Origin of the sequence: Afipia clevelandensis ATCC 49720 (genome assembly GCF_000336555.1) — a bacterium.
Classification (GTDB): domain Bacteria; phylum Pseudomonadota; class Alphaproteobacteria; order Rhizobiales; family Xanthobacteraceae; genus Afipia; species Afipia clevelandensis.
On the sequence record NZ_KB375281.1, the window covers coordinates 3864789 to 3891132 of the forward strand.

At 62.0% G+C, this 26344-nt stretch carries 27 protein-coding genes, 1 tRNA gene and 1 rRNA gene; 18 read left to right on the forward strand and 11 right to left on the reverse strand.

The window, feature by feature from the left end; genetic code table 11:
• Nucleotides 1–42 precede the first annotated feature (42 nt).
• From rrf to HMPREF9696_RS18545, 3 genes are all read left to right on the forward strand, one after another.
• A 5S ribosomal RNA gene (gene rrf / locus HMPREF9696_RS18535) occupies nucleotides 43–157 on the forward strand.
• 265 nt (nucleotides 158–422) lie between these two features.
• The gene (locus tag HMPREF9696_RS18540; RefSeq protein WP_002714581.1) at nucleotides 423–1037 is read left to right on the forward strand and encodes a hypothetical protein; all 615 of its coding nucleotides are present in this window, start codon (nucleotides 423–425) and stop codon (nucleotides 1035–1037) included.
• A 116-nt stretch (nucleotides 1038–1153) separates the two neighbouring features.
• Complete coding sequence (locus tag HMPREF9696_RS18545) at nucleotides 1154–2086, forward strand: DUF5996 family protein (protein ID WP_002714582.1); 933 nt, start codon at nucleotides 1154–1156, stop codon at nucleotides 2084–2086.
• A gap of 5 nt (nucleotides 2087–2091) precedes the next feature.
• Here HMPREF9696_RS18545 and HMPREF9696_RS18550 read toward each other — a convergent pair whose 3' ends face one another.
• The 7 genes from HMPREF9696_RS18550 to HMPREF9696_RS18580 all read right to left on the reverse strand — a co-directional run bounded on the left by HMPREF9696_RS18550 (nucleotide 2092) and on the right by HMPREF9696_RS18580 (nucleotide 9755).
• Entirely contained in the window at nucleotides 2092–3183 is a 1092-nt protein-coding gene (locus tag HMPREF9696_RS18550) for a hypothetical protein (RefSeq protein WP_002714583.1), read from the reverse strand.
• A gap of 7 nt (nucleotides 3184–3190) precedes the next feature.
• Nucleotides 3191–3808 (reverse strand): glutathione S-transferase family protein, encoded by a 618-nt coding sequence (locus HMPREF9696_RS18555; RefSeq protein WP_002714584.1) that lies wholly within the window; start codon nucleotides 3806–3808, stop codon nucleotides 3191–3193.
• Nucleotides 3809–3880: 72 nt separating this feature from the next.
• A complete protein-coding gene (locus HMPREF9696_RS18560) occupies nucleotides 3881–4723 on the reverse strand; it encodes a fumarylacetoacetate hydrolase family protein (RefSeq protein ID WP_002714585.1) in 843 nt (280 codons plus the stop codon).
• A gap of 100 nt (nucleotides 4724–4823) precedes the next feature.
• Nucleotides 4824–5675 carry an MBL fold metallo-hydrolase gene (locus tag HMPREF9696_RS18565; protein ID WP_002714586.1) on the reverse strand — a complete coding sequence of 284 codons (852 nt, stop codon included), beginning with the start codon at nucleotides 5673–5675 and terminating at the stop codon, nucleotides 4824–4826.
• An 81-nt stretch (nucleotides 5676–5756) separates the two neighbouring features.
• Nucleotides 5757–6542, reverse strand: coding sequence for an SDR family oxidoreductase (locus HMPREF9696_RS18570; RefSeq protein ID WP_002714587.1), 786 nt, complete (start codon nucleotides 6540–6542; stop codon nucleotides 5757–5759).
• A 102-nt stretch (nucleotides 6543–6644) separates the two neighbouring features.
• Nucleotides 6645–8252, reverse strand: a complete 1608-nt coding sequence (locus HMPREF9696_RS18575; protein ID WP_002714588.1) for a GMC family oxidoreductase — start codon at nucleotides 8250–8252, stop codon at nucleotides 6645–6647.
• 72 nt (nucleotides 8253–8324) lie between these two features.
• Nucleotides 8325–9755: a coniferyl aldehyde dehydrogenase gene (locus tag HMPREF9696_RS18580; RefSeq protein ID WP_002714589.1), complete on the reverse strand. Its 1431-nt coding sequence runs from the start codon at nucleotides 9753–9755 to the stop codon at nucleotides 8325–8327.
• Between the two features lie 317 nt (nucleotides 9756–10072).
• On the opposite strand from HMPREF9696_RS18580, the gene HMPREF9696_RS18585 reads away from it, so the two are divergent.
• Nucleotides 10073–10149, forward strand: a tRNA-Met gene (locus HMPREF9696_RS18585).
• Between the two features lie 76 nt (nucleotides 10150–10225).
• Here the strand turns inward: HMPREF9696_RS18585 and HMPREF9696_RS18590 are convergent.
• The 4 genes from HMPREF9696_RS18590 to HMPREF9696_RS18605 form a co-directional block, all read right to left on the reverse strand.
• Nucleotides 10226–11503 (reverse strand): acyl-CoA dehydrogenase family protein, encoded by a 1278-nt coding sequence (locus tag HMPREF9696_RS18590; protein WP_002714590.1) that lies wholly within the window; start codon nucleotides 11501–11503, stop codon nucleotides 10226–10228.
• 180 nt (nucleotides 11504–11683) lie between these two features.
• The gene (locus HMPREF9696_RS18595; RefSeq protein WP_002714591.1) at nucleotides 11684–12742 is read right to left on the reverse strand and encodes a ketopantoate reductase family protein; all 1059 of its coding nucleotides are present in this window, start codon (nucleotides 12740–12742) and stop codon (nucleotides 11684–11686) included.
• 218 nt (nucleotides 12743–12960) lie between these two features.
• Nucleotides 12961–14901 carry an alkyl/aryl-sulfatase gene (locus HMPREF9696_RS18600; RefSeq protein WP_002714592.1) on the reverse strand — a complete coding sequence of 647 codons (1941 nt, stop codon included), beginning with the start codon at nucleotides 14899–14901 and terminating at the stop codon, nucleotides 12961–12963.
• A gap of 38 nt (nucleotides 14902–14939) precedes the next feature.
• Nucleotides 14940–15467: a GNAT family N-acetyltransferase gene (locus HMPREF9696_RS18605; protein ID WP_002714593.1), complete on the reverse strand. Its 528-nt coding sequence runs from the start codon at nucleotides 15465–15467 to the stop codon at nucleotides 14940–14942.
• A 115-nt stretch (nucleotides 15468–15582) separates the two neighbouring features.
• Here HMPREF9696_RS18605 and HMPREF9696_RS18610 point away from each other — a divergent pair, with 115 nt between their 5' ends.
• The 14 genes from HMPREF9696_RS18610 (at nucleotide 15583) to HMPREF9696_RS18675 (ending at nucleotide 26280) form a co-directional block, all read left to right on the forward strand.
• A complete protein-coding gene (locus tag HMPREF9696_RS18610) occupies nucleotides 15583–16824 on the forward strand; it encodes an MFS transporter (protein ID WP_002714594.1) in 1242 nt (413 codons plus the stop codon).
• A gap of 155 nt (nucleotides 16825–16979) precedes the next feature.
• Entirely contained in the window at nucleotides 16980–17576 is a 597-nt protein-coding gene (locus HMPREF9696_RS18615) for a superoxide dismutase (protein ID WP_002714595.1), read from the forward strand.
• 67 nt (nucleotides 17577–17643) lie between these two features.
• The gene (gene crcB / locus HMPREF9696_RS18620; RefSeq protein WP_002714596.1) at nucleotides 17644–18018 is read left to right on the forward strand and encodes a fluoride efflux transporter CrcB; all 375 of its coding nucleotides are present in this window, start codon (nucleotides 17644–17646) and stop codon (nucleotides 18016–18018) included.
• Nucleotides 18019–18056: 38 nt separating this feature from the next.
• Entirely contained in the window at nucleotides 18057–18641 is a 585-nt protein-coding gene (locus HMPREF9696_RS18625; protein WP_002714597.1) for a permease, read from the forward strand.
• Nucleotides 18638–19135, forward strand: a complete 498-nt coding sequence (locus HMPREF9696_RS18630) for a hypothetical protein (protein WP_002714598.1) — start codon at nucleotides 18638–18640, stop codon at nucleotides 19133–19135. Before HMPREF9696_RS18625 ends, HMPREF9696_RS18630 begins: the two co-directional genes overlap by 4 nt.
• 108 nt (nucleotides 19136–19243) lie before the next feature.
• Nucleotides 19244–19456, forward strand: a complete 213-nt coding sequence (locus HMPREF9696_RS18635) for a hypothetical protein (RefSeq protein ID WP_002714599.1) — start codon at nucleotides 19244–19246, stop codon at nucleotides 19454–19456.
• Nucleotides 19457–19458: 2 nt separating this feature from the next.
• Nucleotides 19459–20211 carry a metal ABC transporter ATP-binding protein gene (locus tag HMPREF9696_RS18640; RefSeq protein WP_002714600.1) on the forward strand — a complete coding sequence of 251 codons (753 nt, stop codon included), beginning with the start codon at nucleotides 19459–19461 and terminating at the stop codon, nucleotides 20209–20211.
• A gap of 7 nt (nucleotides 20212–20218) precedes the next feature.
• Nucleotides 20219–21088, forward strand: a complete 870-nt coding sequence (locus HMPREF9696_RS18645) for a metal ABC transporter permease (RefSeq protein WP_002714601.1) — start codon at nucleotides 20219–20221, stop codon at nucleotides 21086–21088.
• Nucleotides 21089–21097: 9 nt separating this feature from the next.
• Nucleotides 21098–22006 (forward strand): metal ABC transporter substrate-binding protein, encoded by a 909-nt coding sequence (locus HMPREF9696_RS18650; protein ID WP_002714602.1) that lies wholly within the window; start codon nucleotides 21098–21100, stop codon nucleotides 22004–22006.
• A 139-nt stretch (nucleotides 22007–22145) separates the two neighbouring features.
• On the forward strand, nucleotides 22146–23201 hold the full coding sequence (locus tag HMPREF9696_RS18655; RefSeq protein WP_002714603.1) for a CobW family GTP-binding protein: 1056 nt from the start codon (nucleotides 22146–22148) through the stop codon (nucleotides 23199–23201).
• Nucleotides 23201–24217, forward strand: coding sequence for a WD40 repeat domain-containing protein (locus HMPREF9696_RS18660; RefSeq protein WP_002714604.1), 1017 nt, complete (start codon nucleotides 23201–23203; stop codon nucleotides 24215–24217). The genes HMPREF9696_RS18655 and HMPREF9696_RS18660 overlap by 1 nt, the downstream gene beginning before the upstream one ends.
• A 16-nt stretch (nucleotides 24218–24233) precedes the next feature.
• Nucleotides 24234–24950 carry an MgtC/SapB family protein gene (locus HMPREF9696_RS18665; RefSeq protein ID WP_002714605.1) on the forward strand — a complete coding sequence of 239 codons (717 nt, stop codon included), beginning with the start codon at nucleotides 24234–24236 and terminating at the stop codon, nucleotides 24948–24950.
• Between the two features lie 142 nt (nucleotides 24951–25092).
• Nucleotides 25093–25428: a hypothetical protein gene (locus HMPREF9696_RS18670; protein ID WP_040301615.1), complete on the forward strand. Its 336-nt coding sequence runs from the start codon at nucleotides 25093–25095 to the stop codon at nucleotides 25426–25428.
• A 111-nt stretch (nucleotides 25429–25539) separates the two neighbouring features.
• The gene (locus tag HMPREF9696_RS18675) at nucleotides 25540–26280 is read left to right on the forward strand and encodes an acetoacetate decarboxylase (RefSeq protein WP_002714606.1); all 741 of its coding nucleotides are present in this window, start codon (nucleotides 25540–25542) and stop codon (nucleotides 26278–26280) included.
• The last annotated feature ends 64 nt before the right edge of the window (nucleotides 26281–26344 follow it).

Consider the following 26344-nt stretch of genomic DNA (forward strand, 5'->3'; position numbering starts at 1 on the left):
TGTGTGATGACGAGATTGCTTCGTATTTCTGTCCTTCGCCGGCCTGGTGGTTTTAGCGAAGAGCCTCAACCCGATCCCATTCCGAACTCGGCCGTTAAACTCTTCAGCGCCAATGGTACTATGGCTTAAGCCCTGGGAGAGTAGGTCGCTGCCAGGCCTGCAAAGGACAGAAATTCTCCTCATACGATGTTCGATACACAAAACGCCGCCTCCTTCGGGAGGCGGCGTTTTTCGTTTTGAGACATGGATCCGCACGCGCCGAAGCGATCGCACGCCATCCGCGGGACTGTTGTCTCGGACGGAAACACGCGCTGTTGCTTTGTTTTTGTCACGATCTGCGACAATCATTCTGCATTGCCTTGAACCGCACCCCGATTCCCCGCGACTGCTTTTTGATCTGCCTCAGCCTTCAGGAGATATCCATGCGCCTTGCCGTTCGTACTCCCTTTGCCGCCCTGACCGTGGCCGCGGCCTTTCTGCTTGGTGCCATCGCGGCGAGCGGCTCGGCCTTCGCTCAGGCCAAGCCGCAAGCGGCTCCGCCGGCGAAGCAAGCGCCTGCGCCCAAGCAGGCCGCGGCGCCCGAGCCTCCGCCGCCGCTCAAGCAGATCGAACTGACCGAAAAGCAGATCGAATCGCTGATCGCCGCCCAGAAGGAAATGGACGCGGTCACCGACAAGCTGCCGCAGGGCGCGGCGGACAAGCCTGATCCCAAGCTGCAGGCCCAGCTCGAAGGCATCGCCAAGAAAAACGGTTTTGCCGATTTCAGCGATTACGGCGCGGTGTACGACAATGTTTCGCTGGTGATGTCGGGGATAGACCCGAAGACCAAGGCCTTTACCGAACCGCCCGAGATGCTGAAGAAGCAGATCGCTGCGGTGCAGGCGGATGCGAAGATTCCCGCGAAGGAGAAGAAGGCGATTCTTGAGGATATGAACGGCGCGCTGAAATCGCTCGAGCCGGTGAAATTTCCCGGCAATGTGACGCTGGTGACGAAGTATTTCGACAAGCTCGGCCCGCTGTTTCAGGAAGACGAGTAATCGTCACATTTTCTCAAGCCAAAGTTCATCCACGCCGCCCTTCGGGGCGGCGTTTTTCTTTCGGGAGCCTCTGGTTTTGGCTAGGCTATCCCCCGGAATGAGGGTGGAGATGTGTCATGGCGCCGATCGAATCATCCGGAGCAGGGTCCATCGCGGCATGGCCGGCGTTGCCCTATATCGGCTGGCAGGACACCTGCACGACCCTGCACATGTGGACCCAGATTGTCGGCAAGATCCGCCTCGCTCAAGAGCCGATGCTGAACCAGTGGTGGCAGGTTCCGCTTTATGTGACCGCGACCGGGCTGACGACGTCTGCGATGCCTTATCAATCGCGCAGCTTTCAGATCGATTTCGATTTCTGTCACCATGCCCTTGTGATCCGGACCAGCGACCCGCAGCACAGGGAATTCGCGCTCGCGCCAATGCCGGTTGCGGACTTCTATGACAGAATCATGCAGACGCTGCGCGATCTTGGCATCGAGGTGAAGATCTGGACCATGCCGGTCGAAGTGGCCGATGCGATTCCCTTTGAACGGGACCATCAGCATAAATCCTACGACGCGGATGCCGCCCAGCGATTCTGGCGCGTGCTGGTGCAGGCCGACCGTATCATGAAGCAGTTTCGCGCCGGCTTCATCGGCAAGGTCAGCCCCGTGCATTTCTTCTGGGGCAGTTTCGATCTGGCCGTCACGCGCTTTTCGGGGCGGACAGCGCCGCCGCATCCCGGCGGCATGCCCAATCTCGGCGACTGGGTCGCGCGCGAAGCCTACTCGCATGAAGTGTCGAGTTGCGGTTTCTGGCCCGGCAATGGCGGCTTCGGCAAGGCGGCGTTTTACTCTTACGCCTATCCAGCGCCGCCGGGATTTGCCGATGCGCCCTTGCGGCCGCCGCAGGCGACGTTCGACCGGGCGCTTGGCGAATTCATTCTGGATTACGAAACCGTCCGGCTGTCTCCTGATCCAGATGCGATGGTGCTGGATTTTCTTCAGAGCACCTACGATGCCGCCGCCAACGCGGGCAAATGGGATCGCGCCGCGCTGGAGTGGTAGAGGCCTTACGCCGGAAAGCGCCCGTCGTCGGTTGGCGCGAGCGGTTTCTGCGTGATGATCCAGCGCAGCGGGCCGGGCGCGCGGTCGTTCTCGGCGGTGAAATCCAGCACCAGTCGCCGGTCGTGCGCCGTCATCAGGCCTTCGATCAAGCCGCGCAGCGCCTGCAGGCACATCGGATGATAGTCGGGCACGCCCGCGATCAGGCCCCATTGCTTTTGTGAGATTGTCACCTGTCCCTGCGCATGGGCGAAGTCGGCATCGTCGCCTTCGGCGCGTAGAAATTCGAGCAGGAATGCACCGAAGCCCTGCGGGCCGGAGTCATGGGCTGCGGGAAAACTCGCGGCGATGTCGGGATAGAACTGCATGCCGACCAGCTTGCCGGTCAGATACAGAAGATGGCCCGCATCGGACGGGCTGAACTGGTTGACGATCACCGGCAGCGAGGAGCGCACGTATTCCATCGCATAATTGCGATAGGCCTTTTCCAGCCGTGCGCGCGGCCAGGTGTCGCTGGCGAGCTTCGGCGCGGCTGCGGGATCGAACAGCGGCGCCTCGAGATGCCGCGCGAAGACGAGGCGCTCCTCGGGCAGCAGATCGCGGTCGTATTCGTAATAGAAGCCTTCAAGCCCGTTCTGGCCGTCGACGGTTTGTTTGGTGCAGACGAATCCCATGCGCGGATTTTTGAACGACACGCCGTTGTGGGCGTGCCAGCCGCGCAGCATTCCGGCGGACACCTCGCCCGGAATCGCGCAGATCGCGGTGCCGCGCCAGACCCAGCGCGGCGGCGGATAGCGGATCCAGGCCTTGCGGTCGGACTCGCGCATGTATTCAACGTTCACGCCGCCGATCTGGTTGCTGAGATAGTGATATTGCGCGGCGGCGACCGCATGCGGCGCATTGGTCAGGCCGAACTTCTCGATCCCGGCGAGAAAGCGCTCGTGATGCTGGCGGCGAAACACCCGAAACATGAATTCTGCCGCATCGGCGGCGTTGCGGCGTGTCACCAATGACATGACGAGGCCGGTGAAATAGGCGTGATAGAGATCGGCGACCGCGTGCCAGGCCCTGAAATCGCTGTCGTCTGCGCGATTGCTCATTGTCCGATCAGGCCGGCGGCGGAAGCGTGGTCTTCACTGACTCGCGTTGCATCATCTTTTCGTGGAAGGCGTCGAGCTTCGGAAACGTCTTGCGCCAGCCGCAATCGGGAAAGCGGAAATCGAGATAGCCGAGCACGCAGACAATACCGATCTGCACGATATCCAGCGGGCGGGTCAGAACATCGGGATGCGCCTCGTAGCGGGCGAGGCCGTCCCATGCGCGCTTGAACTGGTCGTCCGCCCATCCGTCCCAGAGAAGCTCCTTCGGCCGCAGCATCCGCTCGTAGCGGCACAGCAGCAGCGCATCGAGCATCCCCTGCAGGATGGAATGGTCGGTCTTGGCCTGCCACTTCGCGGGCCCGGATGCGGGGATCAGCTTGCCGCCGGCGAGTTCGTCGAGATACTCGGCGATCACATAGGAATCCACGATCACCTGGCCGCTGTCGAGGATCAGCGCGGGAATTTTCCGCAACGGCGAAACGTTGCGCGCATACTCTTCGTTCTCGGTGACCGGGATCGCCTTGATCGGAGAGATGAATTCGATCTTGTCGAACAGGCCAAGCTCCATGGCCGCGATACGGATCTTGCGTGCGAACGGCGACGCCGGGGAATAGGCAAGTTTCATGGAGCGTTCCTGTCATGAGTAAATTGAAAAACAGGCTCCGGCGCGAACGCCGGAGCCCGAAATGGAGACAGCTCAGGCCGCGACGATTTCCTGACGCTGCGCGCCGAGGCCGTCGATGCCGAGGGTGACGACGTCGCCGGCGTTGAGGAATTTCGGCGGCTTCATGCCCATGCCGACGCCGGGCGGCGTGCCGGTGGTGATGATATCGCCGGGATACAGCGTCATCAGACCGGAGACATAGGCGATGATCTTCGGCACATTGAAAATCATGGTCGCGGTCGAGCCGGTCTGGCAGCGCGTGCCATTGACATCGAGCCACATGCCGAGCTTGTGGACGTCCGCGATTTCATCGGCGGTCACCAGCCACGGGCCGACCGGGCCGAAGGTGTCGTGCGACTTGCCCTTGGTCCATTGTCCGCCGCGCTCGATCTGGAAGTTACGCTCCGATACGTCGTTGCAGACCGCATAGCCCGCGACATGCTTCAGCGCATCGGCCTCGGTGACATACTTGGCCCTGGTGCCGATGATGATGGCGAGTTCAACTTCCCAGTCCAGCTTGGTTGAGCCGCGCGGCTTCTCGACATTGTCGTTCGGGCCGCACAGGCTGGTGTTGGCCTTCATGAAGACGATCGGCTCGGACGGGATGGGCATGCCGGCTTCGGCGGCGTGGTCGGCATAGTTCAGACCGATGGCGACGAACTTGGTGATGCCGGTGACAGGTGCGCCGAGGCGCGGATCGCCATCCACAAGCGGCAGTGAAGCCGGATCGACAGCGGCGATCTTGGCAAGCGCGGCGGGCGAGAGCGCGTCGCCGTCGATGTCCTTGACCAGCGCGGACAGGTCGCGAATGCGGCCGGAGCGGTCGAGCAGTCCGGGCTTTTCCTGACCGGCGGCGCCGTAACGAACCAGTTTCATGGATAGTTCCTTTTCGTTCTTGCCAGATGTTTCATTCGTCGGATGTTTCATGCGACAGGGCGAGGGGAAATTCAACCTTTCCCGGCGTTGTGCAGCGCGCTCATTTCGCAGCCGCGATCAGCCGGAAAGCGTCGCCGTCGCGCACAATGTGTCCGGGGTCGTAGTGGCCGCCAAACACCAGGGTCGGCGTATCCGCGAAACGTGAAAACAGCATTTTCCGGGACTCGATGGATTGCACCGGATCGGAATCCGCAGTCGATGACCAGTCCAGATGCGCCATCTGACAAGGGTGATGGGCAACGTCACCAGTCAGCAACGCCTGCTGGCCATCGGATGTGACCAGAATGCTCATGTGGCCGGGTGTGTGTCCGGGGGTCGCGATCAGGGTGACTTCGTCACCGATGCGGTGATCGCTGCCGATCAGGTCGGCGCGTCCGGCATCGACAATCGGCTGCACCGAGTCCTCGAACACCGCCTGGTGTTCGCCCTCCGGACTATGCGCGGCCCAGTGCTCGTATTCGGTCTTGCCGAACAGATAGCGGGCATTGGCGAATGTCGGCGCCCACTTGCCGTCCACGAGTTTCGTATTCCAGCCGACATGATCCACATGCAGGTGCGTGCAGAGCACCGTGTCGATGGTCTCGGGCGGATACCCTGCAGCGGCGAGATCATTCAGGAACGGCTTGTTCAGTCCGTTCCATGCGGGCACAGAACGGCCCGCCTTGTCGTTGCCGATGCAGGTATCGACAATGATCTTGTGCGTCGGTGTTTCCACGATCCAGGACTGGACGTTGAGCCGCAGGCGGCCCTCCGCATTGGCATAGTGCGGCACCAGCCATGGCATGTTCTGCGCTTCCTGGGGCGTCGCCTGCGGAAGAATAAACCGCGTGCCGCCGGTCGCGCCAATCTCCACGACATTGGTGATTTTGACCCGGCCCACGGTCCACTGCATGTCGTCAACTCCCGGTCACTTGTTCTTGCCCTCGGGTGTTTCACCCGAGGGAGCATGTGTGATGATCGTGCGTCCGGCGTTTTACATCGTGCCGGGATAGGCGCCGCCGTCCATCAGCAGGTTCTGTCCGGTGATGAAACCGGACTTGGCGCCGCAGAGAAACGCGCAGGCGAGGCCGAATTCTTCAGGATCGCCGAAGCGGCCCGCGGGGTTGGCTTTCATCCGCTGCTTGAGCACTTCGTCCGGCGAAATGCCTTGCGCCTTTGCGGCGGCTTCCAGCATCGGGCCGCGCACGCGGTCGGTATCGAACGGGCCGGGCAGCAGTCCGTTGATGGTGACGTTGTTGATCACCGTCTTGCGGGCGAGGCCGGCGACAAAGCCGGTGAGGCCGGAGCGCGCGCCATTCGACAGGCCCAGAATGTCGATCGGGGCCTTCACGGCGGCGGAGGTGATGTTGACGATGCGGCCGAACTTGCGCGCCATCATGCCGTCGACCGTTGCCTTGATCAGCTCGATCGGGGTGAGCATGTTGGCGTCGATGGCCTTGATCCAGTCGTCGCGGGTCCAGTTGCGGAAATCGCCGGGGGGCGGGCCGCCGGCATTGTTGATCAGGATGTCCGGATTGGGGCAGGCTTTCAGCGCGGCCTCGCGGCCTTCCGGCGTGGTGATATCGCCGACGACTTCCGTCACCGTCACGTTGGGATTGAGCTTGCGGATATGCGCCGCGGTCTTGCCCAGTGCTTCGGCACCGCGCGCGGTGATGGTGACATGAACGCCTTCATTGGCGAGCGCGATGGCGCAGGCGCGGCCCAGTCCCTTGCTTGCCGCGCAGACAATCGCATGCCGTCCTGAAATTCCGAGATCCATGGATCGTTCCTTTTCGTTGTCTTTATTGCCGGGTCGAGGCCAATCATCGGACCTTTGCCGTTCTACGGTAAGCGTCTTGCCTCATTGCGGGTGGGGGCGCAATCAGTGAACGCGCATCTCTGCCCTGATCATGTCGGCGGCCTTCTCGCCGATCATGATGGTCGGTGCGTTGGTATTGCCGCCGATGATGTCGGGCATGATCGAGGCATCCGCGATGCGCAGGCCCTCGACCCCGTAGACCTTCAGGCTCGGGTCGACCACGGCCATCGGATCATTGACGCCCATCTTGCAGGTGCCCACCGGGTGATAGACCGTATCCGTCCGCGCGCGCAGGGCGTCGCGAATCTGCTCGTCGGTTTCCACGCCGGCGGTAAAGGCGTCCGAGGTCTGGATCGCTTTCAGCGCAGGCGCATCGAGCAGGCGCCTGGTGGTTCTGAACCCGGCGACCATCGCTTCGAGATCGGCGGGATCGCCGAAGAAATTCGGATCGATCGCGGGCGGCTGCATCGGATCGGCGCTCTGCAGCCAGACGCTGCCTCGGCTTTTCGGGCGTAGCAGGCAGACATGGCAGGAGAAGCCGCTGCCGAAAAACGGCGTGCGGCCATGGTTGTTCACCACCGCCATGCAGAAGTGCAACTGGATGTCCGGCAAATCCAGATCGGGCCGGGTTTTCAGAAACCCGCCGCATTCGGCGATGTTCGAGGTCATCGGGCCGCGGCGCTCGCGCCGGTACTGGAAGATCGACTTGATGATGCGCCGGATGCCCGGGAAGGTCAGGCCGGTGAAGTTCGGATTGTCGGAGCGGAAGCCGAACACGAAATCGGGATGGTCGTGCAGGTTCTTGCCGACGCCGGGCAGGTGATGAACCGGGGCGATGCCATGTTTGGCGAGGTCATCCCTGTCGCCGATGCCGGACAGCATCAGCAGTTGCGGTGTCTGGAATGCGCCGAGGCCAAGCACGATTTCCTGCCGTGCCTTGACCTGCTTCGTCTCCTTGCCCTGACGATATTCGATGCCGGTCGCGCGCTTGCCATCGAACAGGATGCGGGTTGCGTGCGCACCGGTGATGACGTGGAGGTTCTTGCGGCTCTCCATGAATGGATGGATGTAGCCGCGTGCGGCGCTCCAGCGCTCGCCGTTCTTCTGCGTCACCTGATAGACGCCGAGACCTTCCTGTTCCGCGCCGTTGAAATCCTCGTTGATGCGAAACTGCGCTTCGCGTGCGGCCTGCAGATAAATATCCTGCACGGGATTGTCGGTCTGCAGCTTCGTGACACTGAGCGGGCCGCCCTTGCCGTGATAAAAGCCGTCAAGCTCGCTGTTGTCTTCGGAGCGCTTGAAGTAAGGCAGCACATCCTCATAGGACCAGCCGATGTTGCCCATGGCGGCCCAGCGGTCGTAATCGGCCTTGTGGCCGCGGATGTAGCACATCGCATTGATGGCGGACGATCCGCCGAGGCCCTTGCCGCGCGGCTGATAGCCCTTGCGGCCGTTGAGGCCGGGCTGCGGCACGGTCTCGAACGACCAGTTGTTGACCGGGCCTGACACCATCAGGATCAGCGCGCCGGGCGTGGTGACGACCCAGTTGTCGTCCTTGCCGCCGGCTTCCAGCAGGGCGACAGAGACATTGGGATCTTCCGACAGCCGGCTTGCGACTGCGCAGCCACCGGAGCCCGCGCCCACCACCACGTAATCGAACGTGTCCGTCATCCTCATGTCCCCCCAACTTTTCTAGGCAGTATTTTTGACGCCGGCTTTGAGGCCGGTCGGATTCCAGAATGATTACGACATGAAACGCAGCAGCTTGATCAGACGCGCGATCTTGCTGCCGTAAGGCGGATAAAGGTCGGCGAGGCGATTGAGCGGCGAGCGGTAGAACACCGGCTTCATCTTGCTCAGGGTGCGGAAACCCCATTCGCCATGATAGGCGCCGATGCCGGACGCGCCGACGCCGCCCATCGGCTGATTGGCCTGCACGAAATGAAACAGGCAATCATTGATGGTGACCCCGCCGGAGACGGTGCGCGCCAGAACACGATCGCGCGCGGCATTGTCCTTGCCGAACCAGTAGAGCGCCAGCGGACGGTCATTGGCGTTGATATGCGCGATGGCCGCATCGGTGCTCTCGCAGGCAAACACCGGCAGGATGGGTCCGAAAATTTCCTCCTGCATCACCTTCATGTCGGTAGTGGCGCCGCGGACGAAGGTCGGCGGAAATTTGCGTTTCGATTTCCAGGCCGGATCGTCGGGCTTCGCGGGCTGAACGATGGTCGCGCCATGGGCGGCGGCATCCTGCACCAGACCTTCGAGCCGGGCATAATGTTTGTCCGACACGACAGAGGTGTAGTCCTTGTTGTCGGGGCTGGTGCCGAACATGCGCGCGACCACGCTGTTGGCCCTGGCGACGAACTCGTCCATGGCGTTCGGCGCGATCAGCACATAGTCGGGCGCGATGCAGGTCTGCCCGGCATTCATCAGCTTGCCGTAAACGATGCGCTCGGCGGCCTCCGCAATATTGGCGGAACGGTCGATGATGGCGGGGGACTTGCCGCCAAGCTCCAATGTCACCGGGGTCAGGTTACGGCCCGCGGTCTCGGCCACCAGCCGCCCGACACGGGTCGAGCCGGTGAAGATCAGATGATCGAACGGCAGCGCCGCGAAGCGCTCGGAAATGTCACCGTCGATTCCGGTGACCGTCAGTTCGGTGTCGTCGAATTTTTCCGCGATCAGCTCTTGCAGCAGCGCCGAGAATTGCGGCACCAGTTCGCTGGGCTTGATCATGACGCGGTTGCCGGCGGCAATCGCCGCGACCGCAGGCGCGAGCGTCAATTGCAGCGGGTAATTCCAGGGCGCGATGATGCCGACCACGCCGAGCGGTTGCGGGATCAACGTGTTCTTCGCGGGAAAGTACTGCAGCTCGGTCGCGACATGTTTTGGCGCCATCCAGCGGTCGAGATGTTTGGTCGCATGCTTGATTTCCGCGAGCACGAACAGCGTTTCGGCGATCAGGGTCTCGGTCGTCGAGCGGTTGCCGAAATCGGCGGAAATCGCGTCCGCGAACCGGGTCTCGTTTGCGGCCACCAGCGCGCGGAGCCGGGCAAGCCGGTCGCGCCGCTCGGCAAGCGTGGGTTCAGCGGCCCGCGACAGGGCGACGGCACGGTGGAACACATCCTCGATGCCGCCCGTGGCAGGATTCCTCACAATCTGGTTCATGCGTTTCCTCGCGCTTCCCTGAGCCTGTTGGAGCCGGTTCCAGAGGTCCGACATTTTGTTGGCTGAAGGCTGATCGCTCAAAGCCTGCTTGGCAAGTCCGGCGGCAAAAATGCCCCGGGATCAGGCCTTTGGCGGGGCGTCATAAAATCGTGAAAAAGATCGCCCGCAGGCCTTTCCAAAGCGGGGTGGCGTTGGTACATACCCCTCGCACCACGGGCTTTGCCCTGGTTGCCTTCTCTCGCCTCCGGACGGGTTGGAACGACGCCTTTGGCGTTGACTTGTCGTCCGTCTGCCCAAGAAGGCTTGCACCGGTTTATCGCGGGGTGGAGCAGCCCGGTAGCTCGTCAGGCTCATAACCTGAAGGTCGTTGGTTCAAATCCAGCCCCCGCAACCAAGTTGCTGAATTATCAGCTAAAAAGCCGCCCTTTCGGGCGGCTTTTTGTTTTTCATCGAAGTTCCGATCAGGCGGCTCACGCCATGCTGAGTTCGTGGCGGCCGACCACCATCCAGTGCACCTCATCTGGGCCGTCGGCGAAGCGAAGATGGCGCACGTCGGCGTACATGTCGGCAAGCGGCGTCCATTCGGAGATGCCGGTGGCGCCGTGGATCTGGATCGCCTGGTCGATGATCTTGCAGGTGCGCTCCGGTACCATGGCCTTGACCATGCTGACCCAGACGCGCGCTTCCTTGTTGCCCAGCACGTCCATTGCTTTCGCGGCCTTGAGCACCATCAGGCGCATGGCTTCGATCTCGCAGCGGGCCTGCGCGATGATCTGCAGATTCCCGCCGAGATGGGCGAGCGGCTTGCCGAAGGCTTCGCGGGTCAGGCCGCGCGCTACCATCAGGTCGAGCGCCTTCTCCGCCTTGCCGATGGTGCGCATGCAGTGATGAATGCGGCCCGGCCCGAGGCGGACCTGCGAAATCTCGAAGCCGCGGCCTTCGCCGAGCAGGATGTTTTCCTTCGGCACGCGGACATTGTTGAAGCGCATGTGCATGTGCCCGCGCGGCGCATGGTCGGCACCGAACACATGCATCGGGCCGATGACCTCGACGCCGGGCGTGTCGACGGGCACCAGAATCTGCGACTGCTGCTTGCCGCGCGGCGCATCGGGATTGGTCTTCACCATCGCGATCATAATCTTGCAGCGCGGATCGCCAAGACCGGAGATGTAGTACTTCTCGCCGTTGATGACCCACTCGTTGCCGTCGAGCTTCGCGGTGGTGGTGATGTTCTTGGCGTCCGACGACGCGACGGCAGGCTCGGTCATGGCATAGGCCGAACGGATTTCGCCGTTCAGCAGCGGCTTCAACCACTTTTCCTTCTGCTCCTTGGTGCCGACGCGCTCCAGCACTTCCATGTTGCCGGTGTCCGGCGCGGAGCAGTTCATGGTTTCGGAGGCCAGCGGGTTCTTCGCAAGCTCGACCGCAATGTAAGCGTAGTCGAGGTTCTTCAGGCCTTCACCGGTTTCGCTGTCCGGCAGGAAGAAGTTCCAAAGACCTTCTTCCTTGGCCTTCGCCTTGGCTTTTCCAAGAACATCGAGTTGACCCTGCGTGAAGCTCCAGCGATCCTTCTTGCCTTCGCCGTGCTTGGTGTATTCGACCAGCATAGGATCGACAGTTTCGCGGATGAACTTCTTGACGTGCTCGAACAGCGGGCGGACCTGATCCGACATTCGCAGATCGTTGAGTTCATCGCCCGGATTGAGTCCGTAGCTGGTCGCGCGCGGCACGTAAGCATGATGTTTCATACAAAGTTTCTCCCGTGAATGTTTTCTCGATGTTTGGTCGGCGAAAGTCATAACGCACCCACGCGCCGCTTGATAGGTGCGGGCAGGGTTGCATCATTGCCGGGACGACAAAAGAAAAGCCCTTCCAGATGATGTATCTGGAAGGGCTTTTTGGGGATTGGTGTTTTAAACGGCAGGCGACTAGCCGCCGCCACCAACAACAATCTTCTCGCTCAGTTTCTGATCGACCACCTGCACGGTGCGGTCGATCTCGGCATTCGGCATGTCGATCTGATGCGAGATCAGCTTCACCAGCAGATCGACGCGCTCGATAAAGGGAGCGCCGCTCGCGACCGCACGCGCCGCCGACGAGGGCTTGAGCAGGCTTTCTGCGGCCTTGGCATACTTTTCGAACGGCACCTGGTCTTCCGCTTCCGCGCCGAGCTTGCGCGCGATGGCGTCGACGTGATTGTAGATCGACTTCGACAGGTTCAGGTCGCCATGCACGGCATCGCGGATCGGGCGCGGATCGGTCGGGGTGATGCAGCGATAGTTTCCGGTGAGCAGCATCGACCACTTCGCCAGCGGAACGAACAGCGAGTCGAACACCTTCAGCTTCACCGGCACGTCCTGACCGTCGAGCTTCACAGCGTCGATGTCGGCTTCCAGTTCGCGCAGCAGCTTGTTATGGGCTTCGTCCTCGAAGGTCGCTGCCTTGAAGTTGGTCGGCAGGCCGACATGAAGCACGTTGGCGCCTTCTTCCGGCGGACGGAAGGCCTGCGGATCGGGCGAGCACAGCGTCACCAGGCCCGGCTTGAAGCGTTCCCAGACCTGCGCGTTGGTGTAGGCCTCTTCGAGGTCCATGTTCGCCAGCGCCGGAATGCGCTTGAGATACGGCAGCGGCGGCATGTTCATGATCGAGAGGCAGGGCAGATTCGCCGCCGCGATCTTGATCATCAGAACGCGGATGGTGTGGTTGGTGTACTGCGGCTCCTGCATCGCCAGAGCGACCATGTCGTAGCGCGACAGATCGACCTTGTCGGGCGAGGTGGCGTCCAGCTTGCCGGGCAGGGTGCGCGAGAAGATCGAGCGATGGGTCGGCTCGTCGCGCAGCTTGATGCGCACTTCAGTGCCATCGCGGTTGATGAGATCGGCAGTGTTCCTGCGGCACACCAGGGTCACGTTGTGACCGGCCATCAGAAGTTTCGTGCCAAGCAGCGAGCCGTAGGAGGCTCCGAGAATCAGAATGTTGCGCGCCATGCTCACTCGTCCACAAAATGGTTTTAATGCTCCGGCCTACGGCCGGACATGTCCATCACATCAAAATCCGCACCGGGCCAGACGGAGGCACCAGCAAGACCCTTGAAATGACAGGGGAAATGGCTCCCGTTGGCAGGAGCCTCCGGTGTCTAGCGCAAACTGGTATACGAGACAATCGTTATACCAGCGGCCAGGGCGGCAGAGATGCCGCAGCGCTGTCAGGAATTGCGCCGCGTCCGCGGCTCGACGATCTCGAACATGCGCTCGAAGTTATCCATCAGCGCCATCAACTCGTCGAAGCGCGACGCATTTCCGCTGACGCGGGCTTTTCCGGCCGTCACGGCATCGGCCAAGGTCGATGTCTGCAGCACCAGTTCGTTGAAGGTCGTGCGGTCGAGCGCGATGGTCGCGTCGGCATGGGCCGCGTGACGCCCGCTGGTATGGGTGAGCGCGCAGTTCTCCAGATTGAGCACGAAGCGCTCGCCGCTGCCGGTGAACTCCCAGTTCAGCACGATGGTCTTGCCTTCGGCTTTCGGGCCGTTGAGGCGCACGCCAAGATATTCGAACAACTGGCCGGTGTGCAGCGCGCGCACCGTGTCGTTTGAAATCGGACTGCGGCTCGGCACCTTGGGCATGCCGTGGCGCAGCTCCTGCGCGCCGAACAGATAGGCGTTGCGCCAGGTCGCGCTTTCGCTGGCGTAGCCAAGCTGTTCATAGGTGTCGGCCAGCAGCAGCCGTGCGGCTTCGTTGTCCGGTTCGGCGAACACCAAATGATTGAGAACTTCCGCGACGATCCGGAATTCGCCGGCGACCAAGTCCTCCTTTGCTTTCGCCAGCACGCGCTCCGCGCCGCCCATATAGGCAACGAGTTTCTTACCGAGCGCGACAGGCGGAAGCGGATCGAGGTTGGCCGGATTGGAATCGTACCAGCCGAGCGTGCGCTGATAGATCGCCTTCACGTTGTGACGGATGTGGCCGTAGTAGCCGCGCGTGTGCCACGCGCCTTCGAGGCTCTTCGGCAGTTGGATCGTCTCGGCAATCTCGGACGCTGTCATGCCGTGATTGATCATGCGCAGCGTCTGGTCGTGCGCGAACTTGTAGAGGTCGCGCTGCTGTTTCAGATGAGTCTGCACGCGCGCGTTGCTCCAGACCGGCCAGTGATGCTGGCCGACCAGAATTTCGGCGTCATCGCCCCACATCTGCAGTGCTTCATTCAGATAGCCGGACCAGGCCAGCGCATTGCGGACTTCCGAACCCCGGAAGGGCAGCAGGTTGTGGAAGTTATGCGAGGCATTCTCCGCCATGTTGAGAACCTTCAACTGCGGCAGATAGAAATGGAATTCGGCGGGTGCCTCGCTCTCCGGCGCCATCTGGAACACGAATTCGAGGCCGTCGATCGTCCGTGTGTCGCCGGTCGCCATCACAAGATCGGTCGGCGCCACCAGCGCGACCGTGCCGGCGGCCATCGACTTGCCGAGGCCGCAATCGACCTGGCCGCGCGCGCCGCGCGGAATGAACGGCCCGAACTGATACTGCGCCCGCCGCAGCATCGCATTGCCGGCGATCACGTTTTCGGAAACGGCGAATTCCATGAACAGGTTGGGCGCGATGATCGGAACGCGTCCGCTGGTGATGTCCTCGTCGCTGAGAACACCGCGCGCACCGCCCCAGTGATCGGTATGCGTGTGGGTGTAAATCACCGCGCTCACCGGCTTGCGTCCGCGATGCTTGAAATAGAGTTCAAGTCCGGCGCGCGCGCCTTCGGTGGATGTCAGCGTATCGACCACGATGACACCGGTGTCGCCTTCGATCAAAGTCATGTTCGCGATGTCGAGGCCGCGCACCTGATAGACGCGGTCGCGGACCTCGAACAGGCCGTGGTTCATGTTGAGCTGCGACTGCCGCCACAGGCTTGGATTGACGGTGGGCGGCGCTTCCGCCGGTGAAAGGAAGCCGTAAGGCTTGAGCGTCCAGACAACGCGGTCCTGCGCATTGGTGACGGTGGCGTCGGGAAGCGTGTCGATGAAGCCGCGGCTGGCGTCCTCGTAATCCTGACGGTCCTCGAACGGCAGCGCTACGCGCATGGCGGCGTTGGAGGCGGCAACGGCGGGATGAGCGTCTTTCGGCAGCTTGCGCGGATCGGTCTGTGCGTCAGTCATGGCATGTCCTCCGAGGTCGGTTTCTTGTTTCGCCCAGATCACCACGGCAGGCCGCAAAGGTCGATGGTGCCCTCGCGCAGCAGGCGCTTGATCCTGAAGACGTAAGGGATCATGGCGTCGAATGTCGCGCGCCCGGACGAGGGCTGCTCGGCATAGACGGTGCCGTTGAAGCTCTGCCAGCCGAGTTTTTCATAGAATGCACTGTTGTGCGGCTCGCAGAACAGCATGCCGAAGTCGGTGGCGCGCTCTTCGGTCAGGGTATGGAGCGCCGCGCTGATGGCCAGCCCTGCGTAACCCCGCCGCCGGCAGTCCTCCCGTGTCGCCACGCCGCCTATCCCGCCGATGATGACTTTGCGGCCATTCCATGTGCCGGCGCGGCGATAGATGCCCACATGGCAGACGACCTCGCCGTCGAGGTCGATCATGACCCGCAGGTCGGCATGGGCGAAGACGATGTGGCCCCATGGCGCGGCCTTGACGGCCTCGGGCGGCCAGACCGACGCGAGCAGCGGTTTGACAGCCGGCCAACTGGAATCTCCGGTCGCAATATCAATCTCGATGCTCATTTTCTTGCTTGCCGTTTCTGCTATCCGCCGCGCACATCAGCCCTGTTCTCCGCGCAGATGGTAAAATACCGATTCCGATGCGATGATGGACGTCATCTCAGGAGATTTTTCTACAATGCAGGCCGCCCAGCTCTCTCCCTATCAGAAGTGGTCGATCTTGATCGGCGCGTCCGTGATGTTGAGCCTGTCCATGGGTATGCGGCAGAGCTTCGGGCTTTTCCAGCCCTCGATCCTGCACGACACCCAGATCACCAGTGCCGACTTCTCGCTGGCGACCGCTATCCAGAACATCGTGTGGGGCATTACGCAGCCCTTCGTCGGGGTATTCGCGGATCGCTATGGATCCCGTTACGTGATGCTGGCCGGCGTTCTGGTCTACGTTCTCGGCCTCGTCACCATGATCTTCGCAACCTCGGCGCTGGCTCTGACCTTCGGCATGGGTATCTGCGTCGGCATCGCGCTGTCCTGCACGGCGTCGAGCATGAGCATGACGGTCTCGGCGCGCGCGGTGTCCGCCGCCAAGCGCAGCGTCACCATGGGCGCGATTTCCGCCGCCGGTTCGATCGGCCTCGTCATCGCCTCGCCGATGGCGCAGGCGCTGATTTCGACCGCAGGTTGGCAGATCGCGCTGGTTGGCTTCATCGGCCTTGCCTGCGTGATGCTGCCGTCGGCCTTCGGCGCGGGCGGCGCCGACAAGATCGAAATCGACAAGGCCGATGACGTGAATCAGTCGCTCGGTGCGGTGCTCCAGTCCGCGCTCGGGCACTCCGGCTATGTCATCATGGCGCTGGCGTTCTTCGTCTGCGGCCTGCAGCTTGTCTTCATCACGACACATCTGCCGAACTATCTTGCGATCTGCGGCCTCGATCCGTCGCTCGGCGCAACCGCGCTGGCGCTGGTCGGACTGTTCAACGTGTTCGGATCGTATGCATTCGGCTGGCTCGGCGGCCGGTATCCCAAGCAGTTGTTGCTGGGCGGCGTCTATATCGTGCGTTCGCTGGCGATCGCGGTGTATTTCATTCTGCCCGCCACGCCGACATCGACGCTGATCTTCGCGGCGGTGATGGGATCGCTCTGGCTCGGCGTTATTCCGCTGGTCAATGGTCTGGTCGCGCAACTGTTCGGCCTGCGGTACATGGCGACCCTGACCGGCATTGCCTTCTTCAGTCATCAGGTGGGGTCCTTCATTGGTGCATGGGGCAGCGGGCTGATCTTCGATCACCTCGGCAGCTACGACATGGCCTGGAAGGCTGCCGTCATCATCGGATTGATCGCAGGCTCATTCCAGATGCTGATGAATGTGCGTCCGCCGAAGGCCAAGGACGAACTCGCAGGTGCGCTGCCGAAAGCGGCCTGAGAACAGCCTGAAAAATACTCCCAAATTGCTGCCCCGCCACAGGCGAGGCGGGGCTATATGTCTATTGAGGCCGCATGGCTGTTTCCCTTGCCGGGAAACCTTCTATAGTGCGCCGCGTTGACATCTCGTCACCCACAATTTCCGGAAGTAGACCCATGACCTTCACGCTCCCGAACCTGCCTTATGCTTACGACGCGCTCCAGCCGTACATGTCGAAGGAGACGCTCGAGTACCACCACGACAAGCATCACCAGACTTACGTGACCAATCTGAACAACCTGATCAAGGGCACCGAGTTTGAAGGCAAGTCCCTTGAAGACATCGTGAAGGGATCGTTCGGCAAGAACGCGCCGATCTTCAACAATGCCGGTCAGGACTACAATCACAACCATTTCTGGAACTGGATGAAGCCCAACGGCGGCGGTGACAAGCTGCCCGGCAAGCTCGCCAAGAAGATCGACGAGGATCTCGGCGGTCTCGAAAAGTTCAAGACCGACTTCGCCGCCGCAGGTGCCGGTCAGTTCGGCTCGGGCTGGGCGTGGCTATCGGTCAAGAATGGCAAGCTCGAAGTGTCGAAGACGCCGAACGGCGAGAACCCGCTGGTGCATGGCGCAACGCCGATCCTCGGCGTCGATGTGTGGGAGCATTCCTACTACATCGACTACCGCAACCGCCGTCCGGATTATCTCAAGGCGTTTGTCGATCATCTCGTGAACTGGGAATACGTCGAATCCCTGTTCGAAAAGGCGTGATCGGCGCATTCAATCGGGGGCCGCATTCGCGGCCCCTTTTTTCTGCAACGTCGGGGCGTGAGCCTTCATGAACTATCTTCTGGTTTTTCTTGGCGGCGGTCTCGGCGCTTCGCTTCGTCATACAGTCAATGTCGGTTGCGCCCGCGCCTGCGGCCTCAACTTTCCCTATGGCACGTTCGTGGTGAACATTACCGGATCGCTGGTGATGGGCATCATCGCAGGTTATCTCGCCTTCAAGGGTGAGGCCTCGCAGCCGTGGCGGCTGTTCGTCATGACCGGCATTCTCGGTGGCTACACCACGTTTTCGGCATTCTCGCTGGATGCTGTGACGCTCTACGAGCGCGGTCAGATCGGGATGGCGCTGTTCTACGTGCTGGGATCGGTGGCGCTGTCCATCGCGGGACTTTTTGCCGGTCTCGCCCTGGTGCGGCATTTTGCATAAAAATCAAAAACAAGATCCCGTCCTTGCCCGAACCGTCCGTGAAAACCGAACCTCCCGATAACGGGGAGGGCCTTGAGGCGAGCGCGCCGCGGAAAAAGGGCAAGCCGTTCGGCTGGTCCACATTCGTGATCGCGGTGCTGGTCGTGGTCAGCGGCGCGCTGGTTTGGCGGCGCGACGGGATCGACGGTGTCTGGGCAATCCTGTTCCACGACGTCTCGCTGTTTGGCGAAATCATGCCGCGCGTTCTGGCAGGCTGCCTGCTCGGCGGATTGATCGCCGCGGTGCTGCCCCACGACAAGGTGTCGAAATCGCTCGGTCCGGAATCCGGCCTCAAGGGCCTGCTGATCGGAACGGCGTTCGGCGCCATCCTGCCCGGCGGGCCGTTCACCGCCTATCCCGTCGCCAGTGCCTTGCTGGCGGTCGGCGCCGATTTCGGCGCGACCATCGCCATGGTGGTGAGCTGGACGCTGATCGGCTACGGCCGCGCGGTGGCGTGGGAAATGCCGATCATGGGCGCGGACTTCACGCTCTGGCGCATCGTGATCTCACTGCCGATGCCGATCCTCGCGGGCGCTCTAGGCCGCTTCGTCTATGTCCGCGTCCGTCACAGGATCAAGCTGTGACCGCGCTGATCATCGACATCCTGCTCTGGGGCTCGCTGGCCGGCGTCAGCATCATTGCGTGGCGTCAGGACAAGACCGTGCTGACCTCGGCGTTGCGCAACGGCGGGATGGATTTCATCGGCATCGTGCCGCGCATTGCGCTTGGCGTGATCGGCTCGGGCTTCATCGCCGCCATCATTCCTTCCGAGGTGATCGTCGGCGGCCTTGGGCCGGACACCGGATGGCTCGGGGTCGCCACCGCTGTGGTGGCCGGTGCAGCGACCCCAGGAGGGCCGGTGGTTGGTTTTTCCATCGGGGCGGTTGCGCTCAAGAGCGGCGGTGGAACCCCGCAGGTGGTCGCCTATGTGGTCGCGTGGGCCCTGTTCGCATTCCAGCGGGTGATCTTGTGGGAAATCCCCTTCATGCCGGCCCGTTTTGTCTGGTTCCGGTGCGCGGTGTCGGTTCCATTCCCGTTTCTGGCTGCCGCCCTGGTGATGCTTATCGGGAAACCATAAGTCCGGGCCGCCTTGCGGCACCGTGGACGCGGGCTATGTTATAATATAACATTTCTTGGAATTGAGGGGTTTCCGGACCGCTCGCTGATCCGGTTTGGAAAGCTGACCATGGCCCAGTCGCACGGGCATACCCACACTCACGACCCTTCCCACGGCCATCACGGGCACAGTCATCATGTACACAGCCATGACCCGGCCGCGCCGCATCCGGCCCAGCCGCTGCACTGGTCGATCCTGCGGATGACGCTCGGCGGGCGGCTGGCCGCTGCCGCCGCGATCAGCGCAGCGCTGTGGGCCGTCGTGCTGCTGGCCATGAGGTGAGCATGTCCGCGCAACTGACATTCCGCGACGTCACGCTCGGCTATGACCGGCATCCCGCCGTGCATCATCTCAGCGGTGAGGTTACACCGGGCGCGCTTGTGGCAGTGGTCGGCCCGAACGGCGCGGGCAAGTCCACGCTGTTTCGCGGCATTGTCGGCATTCTCAAGCCGCTGTCCGGCGTCATTGGCCTCGGCCATCTCAAGGCCCGCGACATCGCCTACCTGCCGCAAACCGCCGACATCGACCGCAGCTTTCCGATTTCGGTCTACGATTTCGTCGGCACCGGGCTATGGCGCCGCCGCGGCATTTTCGGCGGGCTTGGCAAGGCGGAGCAGGCACGGATTACCGAGGCGCTGGCCGCCGTCGGACTGAGTGGATTTGAAAACCGGCCCATCGGCACCCTGTCCGGCGGACAGATGCAGCGCATGCTGTTCGCCCGCGTGTTGCTGCAAGACGCGCGCGTCATCGTGCTCGACGAGCCGTTTAATGCCATCGACGCGAAAACCACGGCGGATCTGATTGCGCTGGTGCGGCGCTGGCATGACGAAAAGCGCACGGTGCTGGCGGCGCTGCACGACATGGAATTGGTGCGCGCGAATTTCCCCGAGACGCTGCTGCTGGCGCGCTCAAAGGTGGCGTGGGGCAAAACGGCGGATGTGCTGACGGCCGAAAACCTGCTCGCTGCGCGGCATATGTGCGAAGCCTTCGATGACGGCGCTGCGCCATGCATTGACACACCATCGCAGGCGGCGTGAGGCGATCATGATTTATGATGCGCTGATCGCGCCCTTCACCGAATTCGAATTCATGCGGCGCGCGCTGGCCGGCGTGATTGCGCTGTCGCTGGGCGGCGCGCCGATCGGGGTGTTCCTGATGCTGCGGCGGATGAGCCTTGTCGGCGACGCCATGGCTCACGCGATTTTGCCGGGCGCGGCGGTGGGATTCCTGCTCTCGGGCCTCAACCTGTTCGCGATGACCTTCGGCGGTTTGATCGCGGGCTTTACCGTCGCGCTGCTGTCCGGGCTCGTCGCACGCAGCACCGAACTGAAGGAAGACGCCTCGCTGGCGGCGTTCTATCTGGTGTCGCTGGCGCTCGGCGTCACCATCGTGTCAGTGAAAGGCACCAACATCGACCTGCTGCATGTGCTGTTCGGCAACATTCTGGCGATGGACGACCAGACCCTGCTGGTGATTGCGTTCAATGCCACCATTACGCTGCTGGTGCTGGCGGTGATCTATCGCCCGCTGGTGATCGAATGCGTCGATCCGGTCTTTTTGCGCACCGTCAGCCGGGCAGGCGCGCCCGCGCATCTGGCGTTTCTCGCGCTCGTTGTCATCAATCTGGTCAACGGCTTTCACGCGCTGGGCACTCTGCTCGCCGTGGGACTGATGATCCTGCCCGCTGGCATCGCCCGGTTCTGGTCGCGCGACATTACCGGCATGATCGGCATCGCTGTCGCAAGTGCTGCACTGTCCGGGTTTGCAGGCCTGCTGCTGTCGTTCCACACCAAGGTGCCGTCGGGACCGGCGATCATTCTGGTCTGTGCGATGCTGTATATCGTCTCGGTACTGTTCGGCAGCGTCAGCGGTCTGGTGCGTCAGCTGTTTCCGGGCCGTCATCTCGAAGCGTGAGGAAAAACCGTGCTTCGATTTGTCAGTATCATGATCGCTGCGCTGGCTTTGGCGGCCGCTCCCGTTTCCGCACAACAGGCGGACGGCGGCCCTCTCAATGTGGTCGCGACATTCTCGATCCTCGGCGACTTTGCCAAGAACGTCGGCGGCGATCGCGTCAACGTCACGACGCTGGTCGGCCCCAACAGCGACACCCATGTCTATACGCCGACACCGTCCGACGCGAAGAAAATCACCGACGCCAAGCTGGTGATCATTAACGGTCTTGGTCTCGAAGGCTGGCTGCCGCGCTTGATCAAGTCGTCGGGCGGCAAAGCCGTGACGGTGGTTGCGACCAAGAACATTGCAGCGCGGAAGATCGAGGACGGACACAGCCATGATCCATCGGACGCCGATCCCCATGCATGGCAATCGGTGCCGAATGCCAAGATTTACATCGCCAATATCCGGGATGCCCTGATCGCCGCCGATCCGGCGGGTGCGGAGGGATACAAAGCCAATGCTGCCGCCTACCTGTCAAAGCTCGACACGCTGGATCGCGACGTTCGCGAGATGGTGGCGAAAATTCCGCCCGAACGCCGCAGCGTGATCTCGACTCACGATGCCTTCGGCTATTTCGCCGCCGCCTATGGGATCAAATTCATCGCGCCGCAGGGTGTTTCGACCGAATCCGAGCCCAGCGCCAGGGACATTGCTGCCATCATCACCCAGATCAGAAAGCAGAAAATTCCGGCTGTTTTTCTGGAAAATGTCAGCGATCCGCGCCTGATGCGGCGGATCGCCGCCGAGACCGGGGCCAATATCGGCGGAACGCTCTATTCGGACAGTCTGACCGGCGAAAAGGGGCCTGCCCCCACTTACATTGATATGGTCCGGCACAATATAAAGGCCCTGACCAGCGCGCTGTCGCAAGGATAGCGCCGTCTCCGCCTCATCCTGAGGAGCCCGCCGCAGGCGGGCGTCTCGAAGGAGAGGCGGACCACCCCTTCCGGTCTCATCCTTCGAGACGCGCGCAGGAGCGCGCTCCTCAGGATGGGGTCCGTTTCTGGAGCGCCCGATGTCCTCTGTTTCGTCCGCCAAGATTCCCGTGACCGTTCTGACCGGCTACCTCGGTGCCGGAAAGACCACGCTTCTGAACCGCATCCTGTCCGAGAACCACGGCAAGAAATATGCGGTGATCGTCAACGAATTCGGCGAGATCGGCATCGACAACGATCTGATCGTCGGCGCGGACGAGGAAGTGTTCGAGATGAACAACGGCTGTGTCTGCTGCACCGTGCGCGGCGATCTCGTGCGCATCATCGACGGCCTGATGAAGCGCAAGGGCAAGTTCGATGCGATTATTCTGGAGACCACGGGTCTCGCCGATCCTGCTCCCGTGGCGCAGACCTTCTTCGTCGACGAAGACGTGCGCGAGAAGACCGCGCTCGACGCGGTTGTCACCGTGGCCGACGCCAAGTGGCTGAGTGACCGCCTCAAGGACGCGCCCGAAGCCAAGAACCAGATCGCCTTCGCCGATGTCATCGTGCTGAACAAGACCGATCTTGTGACCAAGCCGGAACTCGCCGAGGTCGAGGCCCGCATCCGCGCCATCAATCCCTACGCGACGCTGCACAAGACCCAGCGCGCGCAGGTTGCGCTGTCCGATGTGCTGGAGCGCGGCGCCTTCGATCTCGACCGTATTCTCGAAATCGAGCCGGAGTTTCTCGATGACGGCGGCCATGACCACGATCATCACCATCATGATCATCACGGCCATGACCATCATCACCACGACCACGGTCATTCCCACGGCGGCATGAAGCACTATCACGACGAGGATATGCAGTCCCTGTCGCTGCGCACCGAGAAGCCGATCGATCCGACCAAGTTCATGCCGTGGCTGCAGGAGCTGGTCGCCAAGGACGGCGAGAAGATCTTGCGCTCGAAGGGCATTCTGTCGTTCAAGGGCGACGATGATCGCTACGTGTTCCAGGGCGTTCACATGATGCTGGAGGGTGACCACCAGCGGGAATGGCGCAACGACGAGAAGCGCGAAAGCCGCGTCGTGTTCATCGGCCGCGAGTTGCCCGAACAGGCGATCCGCGAGGGCTTTGAGAAGACCATCGCGTGATGTCGAAGTTCGGCCTGCCTCCGGAAGAGGCTTCCATCGTCTCCGTCACCGATCGCGTCACCAAGGTTGCGTTGAGCGCGCCGGCGTCCGCCGTGCATTTCCTCGGCGATGTCGCCGCGTTCGTCGGCACAGAAGAAAGTATCACGCTGGCAACCGGCGGCGAGACGAATACCATCGCCGTGCATGGCGGCGGCATCCTATGCTCGGCGTCCGACGGCCAGCGCATCGTCATGGGCGGCGATGACGGCAAGCTGGTAGCGCTGGACGCGAAGGCGAATGCCGAAATGCTCGCGACCGATGCCAAGCGCCGCTGGATCGACAATGTCGCTCTGCATGCAGATGGCGCAGTGGCATGGTCCGCCGGAAAGACTGCCTTTGTCCGCAATCCGAAAGGTGGCGAGAAATCGCTCGATGTGCCGTCGACGGTCGGCGGTCTGGCCTTTGCGCCGAAGGGCGTGCGGCTCGCGGTGGCGCATTACAATGGCGTGACGCTGTGGTTTCCCAATATGGGCGCGAAGCCCGAGTTTCTGGAGTGGAAGGGGTCGCATCTCGGCGTCACCTTCAGCGCCGATAACCGCTTTCTCGTCACCTCGATGCATGAATCCGCGCTGCATGGCTGGCGGCTGGCTGACTCTCGTCACATGCGGATGACCGGCTATCCCGCCCGTGTGCGCTCGATGTCGTGGAGCGCGGGCGGAAAATTCCTCGCCACTTCCGGGTCGGACAGCGTGATCCTCTGGCCGTTCGCCAGCAAGGACGGACCGATGGGCAAGGAGCCTTTGATGCTCGCCCCGCTGCAGGCCAAGGCGACGGTGGTCGCCTGCAATCCGAAGGAAGAAGTCTTTGCGGCGGGTTACAGCGACGGCACCATCCTGATGGTGCGGATCGAGGATGGCGCTGAAATTCTCGTGCGCAGAAATGCCGGCGAGCCGATAGCCGCGCTGGCATGGAATGCGAAGGGATCGCTGCTCGCGTTCGCAACCGAGGATGGCGACGCTGGACTGCTCACCCTCTAATGGATAAGCAGTCGTCATGCGGTTTCTGACGACATTCCAGACCTATGATTTCCTCGACACGCTTGTCAGTCTGACGGCGGCGTTTGTGCTCGGCACCCTGATCGGGGCCGAGCGGCAATACCGTTTGCGTACAGCAGGTCTGCGGACCAATGTACTTGTCGCGGTGAGTGCCGCAGCTTTTGTCGATCTGGCGATGCAGCTTGCCGGCGCCGACGGGGCGGTGCGCGTGATCGCCTATGTGGTGTCGGGTATCGGCTTTCTCGGCGCCGGCGTCATCATGAAGGAAGGCATGAATGTCCGCGGCCTGAATACGGCGGCGACGTTGTGGGGTTCTGCCGCTGTGGGATGTTGCGCGGGCGCCGACATGCTGGCGCAGGCGGTGACGCTGACGGCCTTCGTGCTGGCCGGAAACACGCTGCTGCGGCCGCTGGTCAACGCTATCAACCGCAGCCCGCTGGACGAGCGCGCGTCGGAAGCCACTTATGAGATCAGACTCACGGTGGATGCGGCATCCCTCGACGCGGTACGCGATGTTCTGGTCGAAAAACTGGAAGCGGCGAGCTATCCGGTCAGCGGTGTCAACGTGATCGAACGTGGTGAGGACGTGCTGGAGATCGTCGCCACGCTGGTCAGCACCGCGGTCGATGCGAAGGAGCTCGATGCGGTGACGGCAGAACTCGCGCGGCGTCCGGGCGTGCGCCATGCGACATGGGATGTGAGCACGAAAGACTGATCCGGCGGCGTCCGCGCATCCGGGTTCCAGATTTTTCCTTGCTATTCATTGCGTGCGACATAGGGGTTGCGGGCAAATTCCGGAACCATCGCTGGGGCCGCCCGTTGGTTCGCTGGAACGCAGTGACCAAACGGGTGCCGAGATGACTCCGGACGAACAGCGAAAGGTGAATCGGACAGATCTCCTTCTGTCAGCGATCCTGATTGCAGGCGGTCTGGTTCTGTCCGGAATTTCGCTGATGCAGTTCGCCTCGCGCGGCGACATTCATCTGGCGCAAACGACACAGCCATCGGATCAATCGCCTCCGCCGCCGGCAGGCAAGATGGATGGTCCGGCGGAATCGAAGCCCGGCGGCACGCGGCCGACGACACCTGCGCCAGAACCGGCTCGTCCAGACGCCGACGCACAGAAGGCCGGCGCAAAGCCGGCGCTACCACCCGCGCCGGCCGAGAAAACGGGCGAACCGATCAAGAACTAAGTTCACGCGTTAATGAGCATTCTGCCGCTTTTAACGTCTCGCAAGTCATCAGGTCGGCCTTCATAGTAACGCGTCGCGACAAATGCGACGCACAGCTATGGGGCATCCAAGATGAAAATCGATGACGTCAGGCGCACGGCCTACGCCATGCCGCTTACCAATCCCTCTTTTCCGCCCGGACCCTATCGTTTCTTCGATCGCGAGTTTTTCGTCATCACCTATCGCACCGATCCAGAGGCGTTGCGGGCTATTGTGCCTGAACCGCTCGAGGTAACTGGTGATCTGGTAAAATACGAGTTCATCCGGATGCCCGACTCCACCGGTTTTGGCGACTACACCGAAACCGGGCAAGTGATACCCGTTCGTTTTAACGGCGAAGAAGGCGGCTACGTCCATTCGATGTATCTGGACGACGATGCTCCGATCGCAGGCGGACGCGAGCTGTGGGGATTTCCCAAAAAACTTGCTTCACCGAAACTTGCGGTCGAGACAGACGTGCTCGTCGGCACGTTGCATTATGGCTCGGTGCTCTGTGCGAGCGCGACCATGGGCTACAAGCATCGCGCGGTCGATCATGACTCGCTGCTGAAAGCGCTGGGTGTGCCGAACTTCATGCTGAAAATCATTCCGCATGTCGATGGCACACCGCGCATCTGCGAACTGGTGCGCTACTATCTGGAAGATGTCACGCTGAAAGAGGCATGGACCGGCCCAGGCGCGCTGGGTTTGTTTCCCCATGCCCTCGCCGATGTGGCGCGCCTGCCGGTGCGCGAGGTGGTCTCTGCGCTTCACTACAAGACCGACCTGACGCTAGGGCTCGGGTCGGTCGTGTTCGACTATCTGGCGAAGTAGTGCAAAGCGCAAACGGCGCACCCAACACAGACCGTCATTGCCGGGCTTGACCCGGCAATCTAAC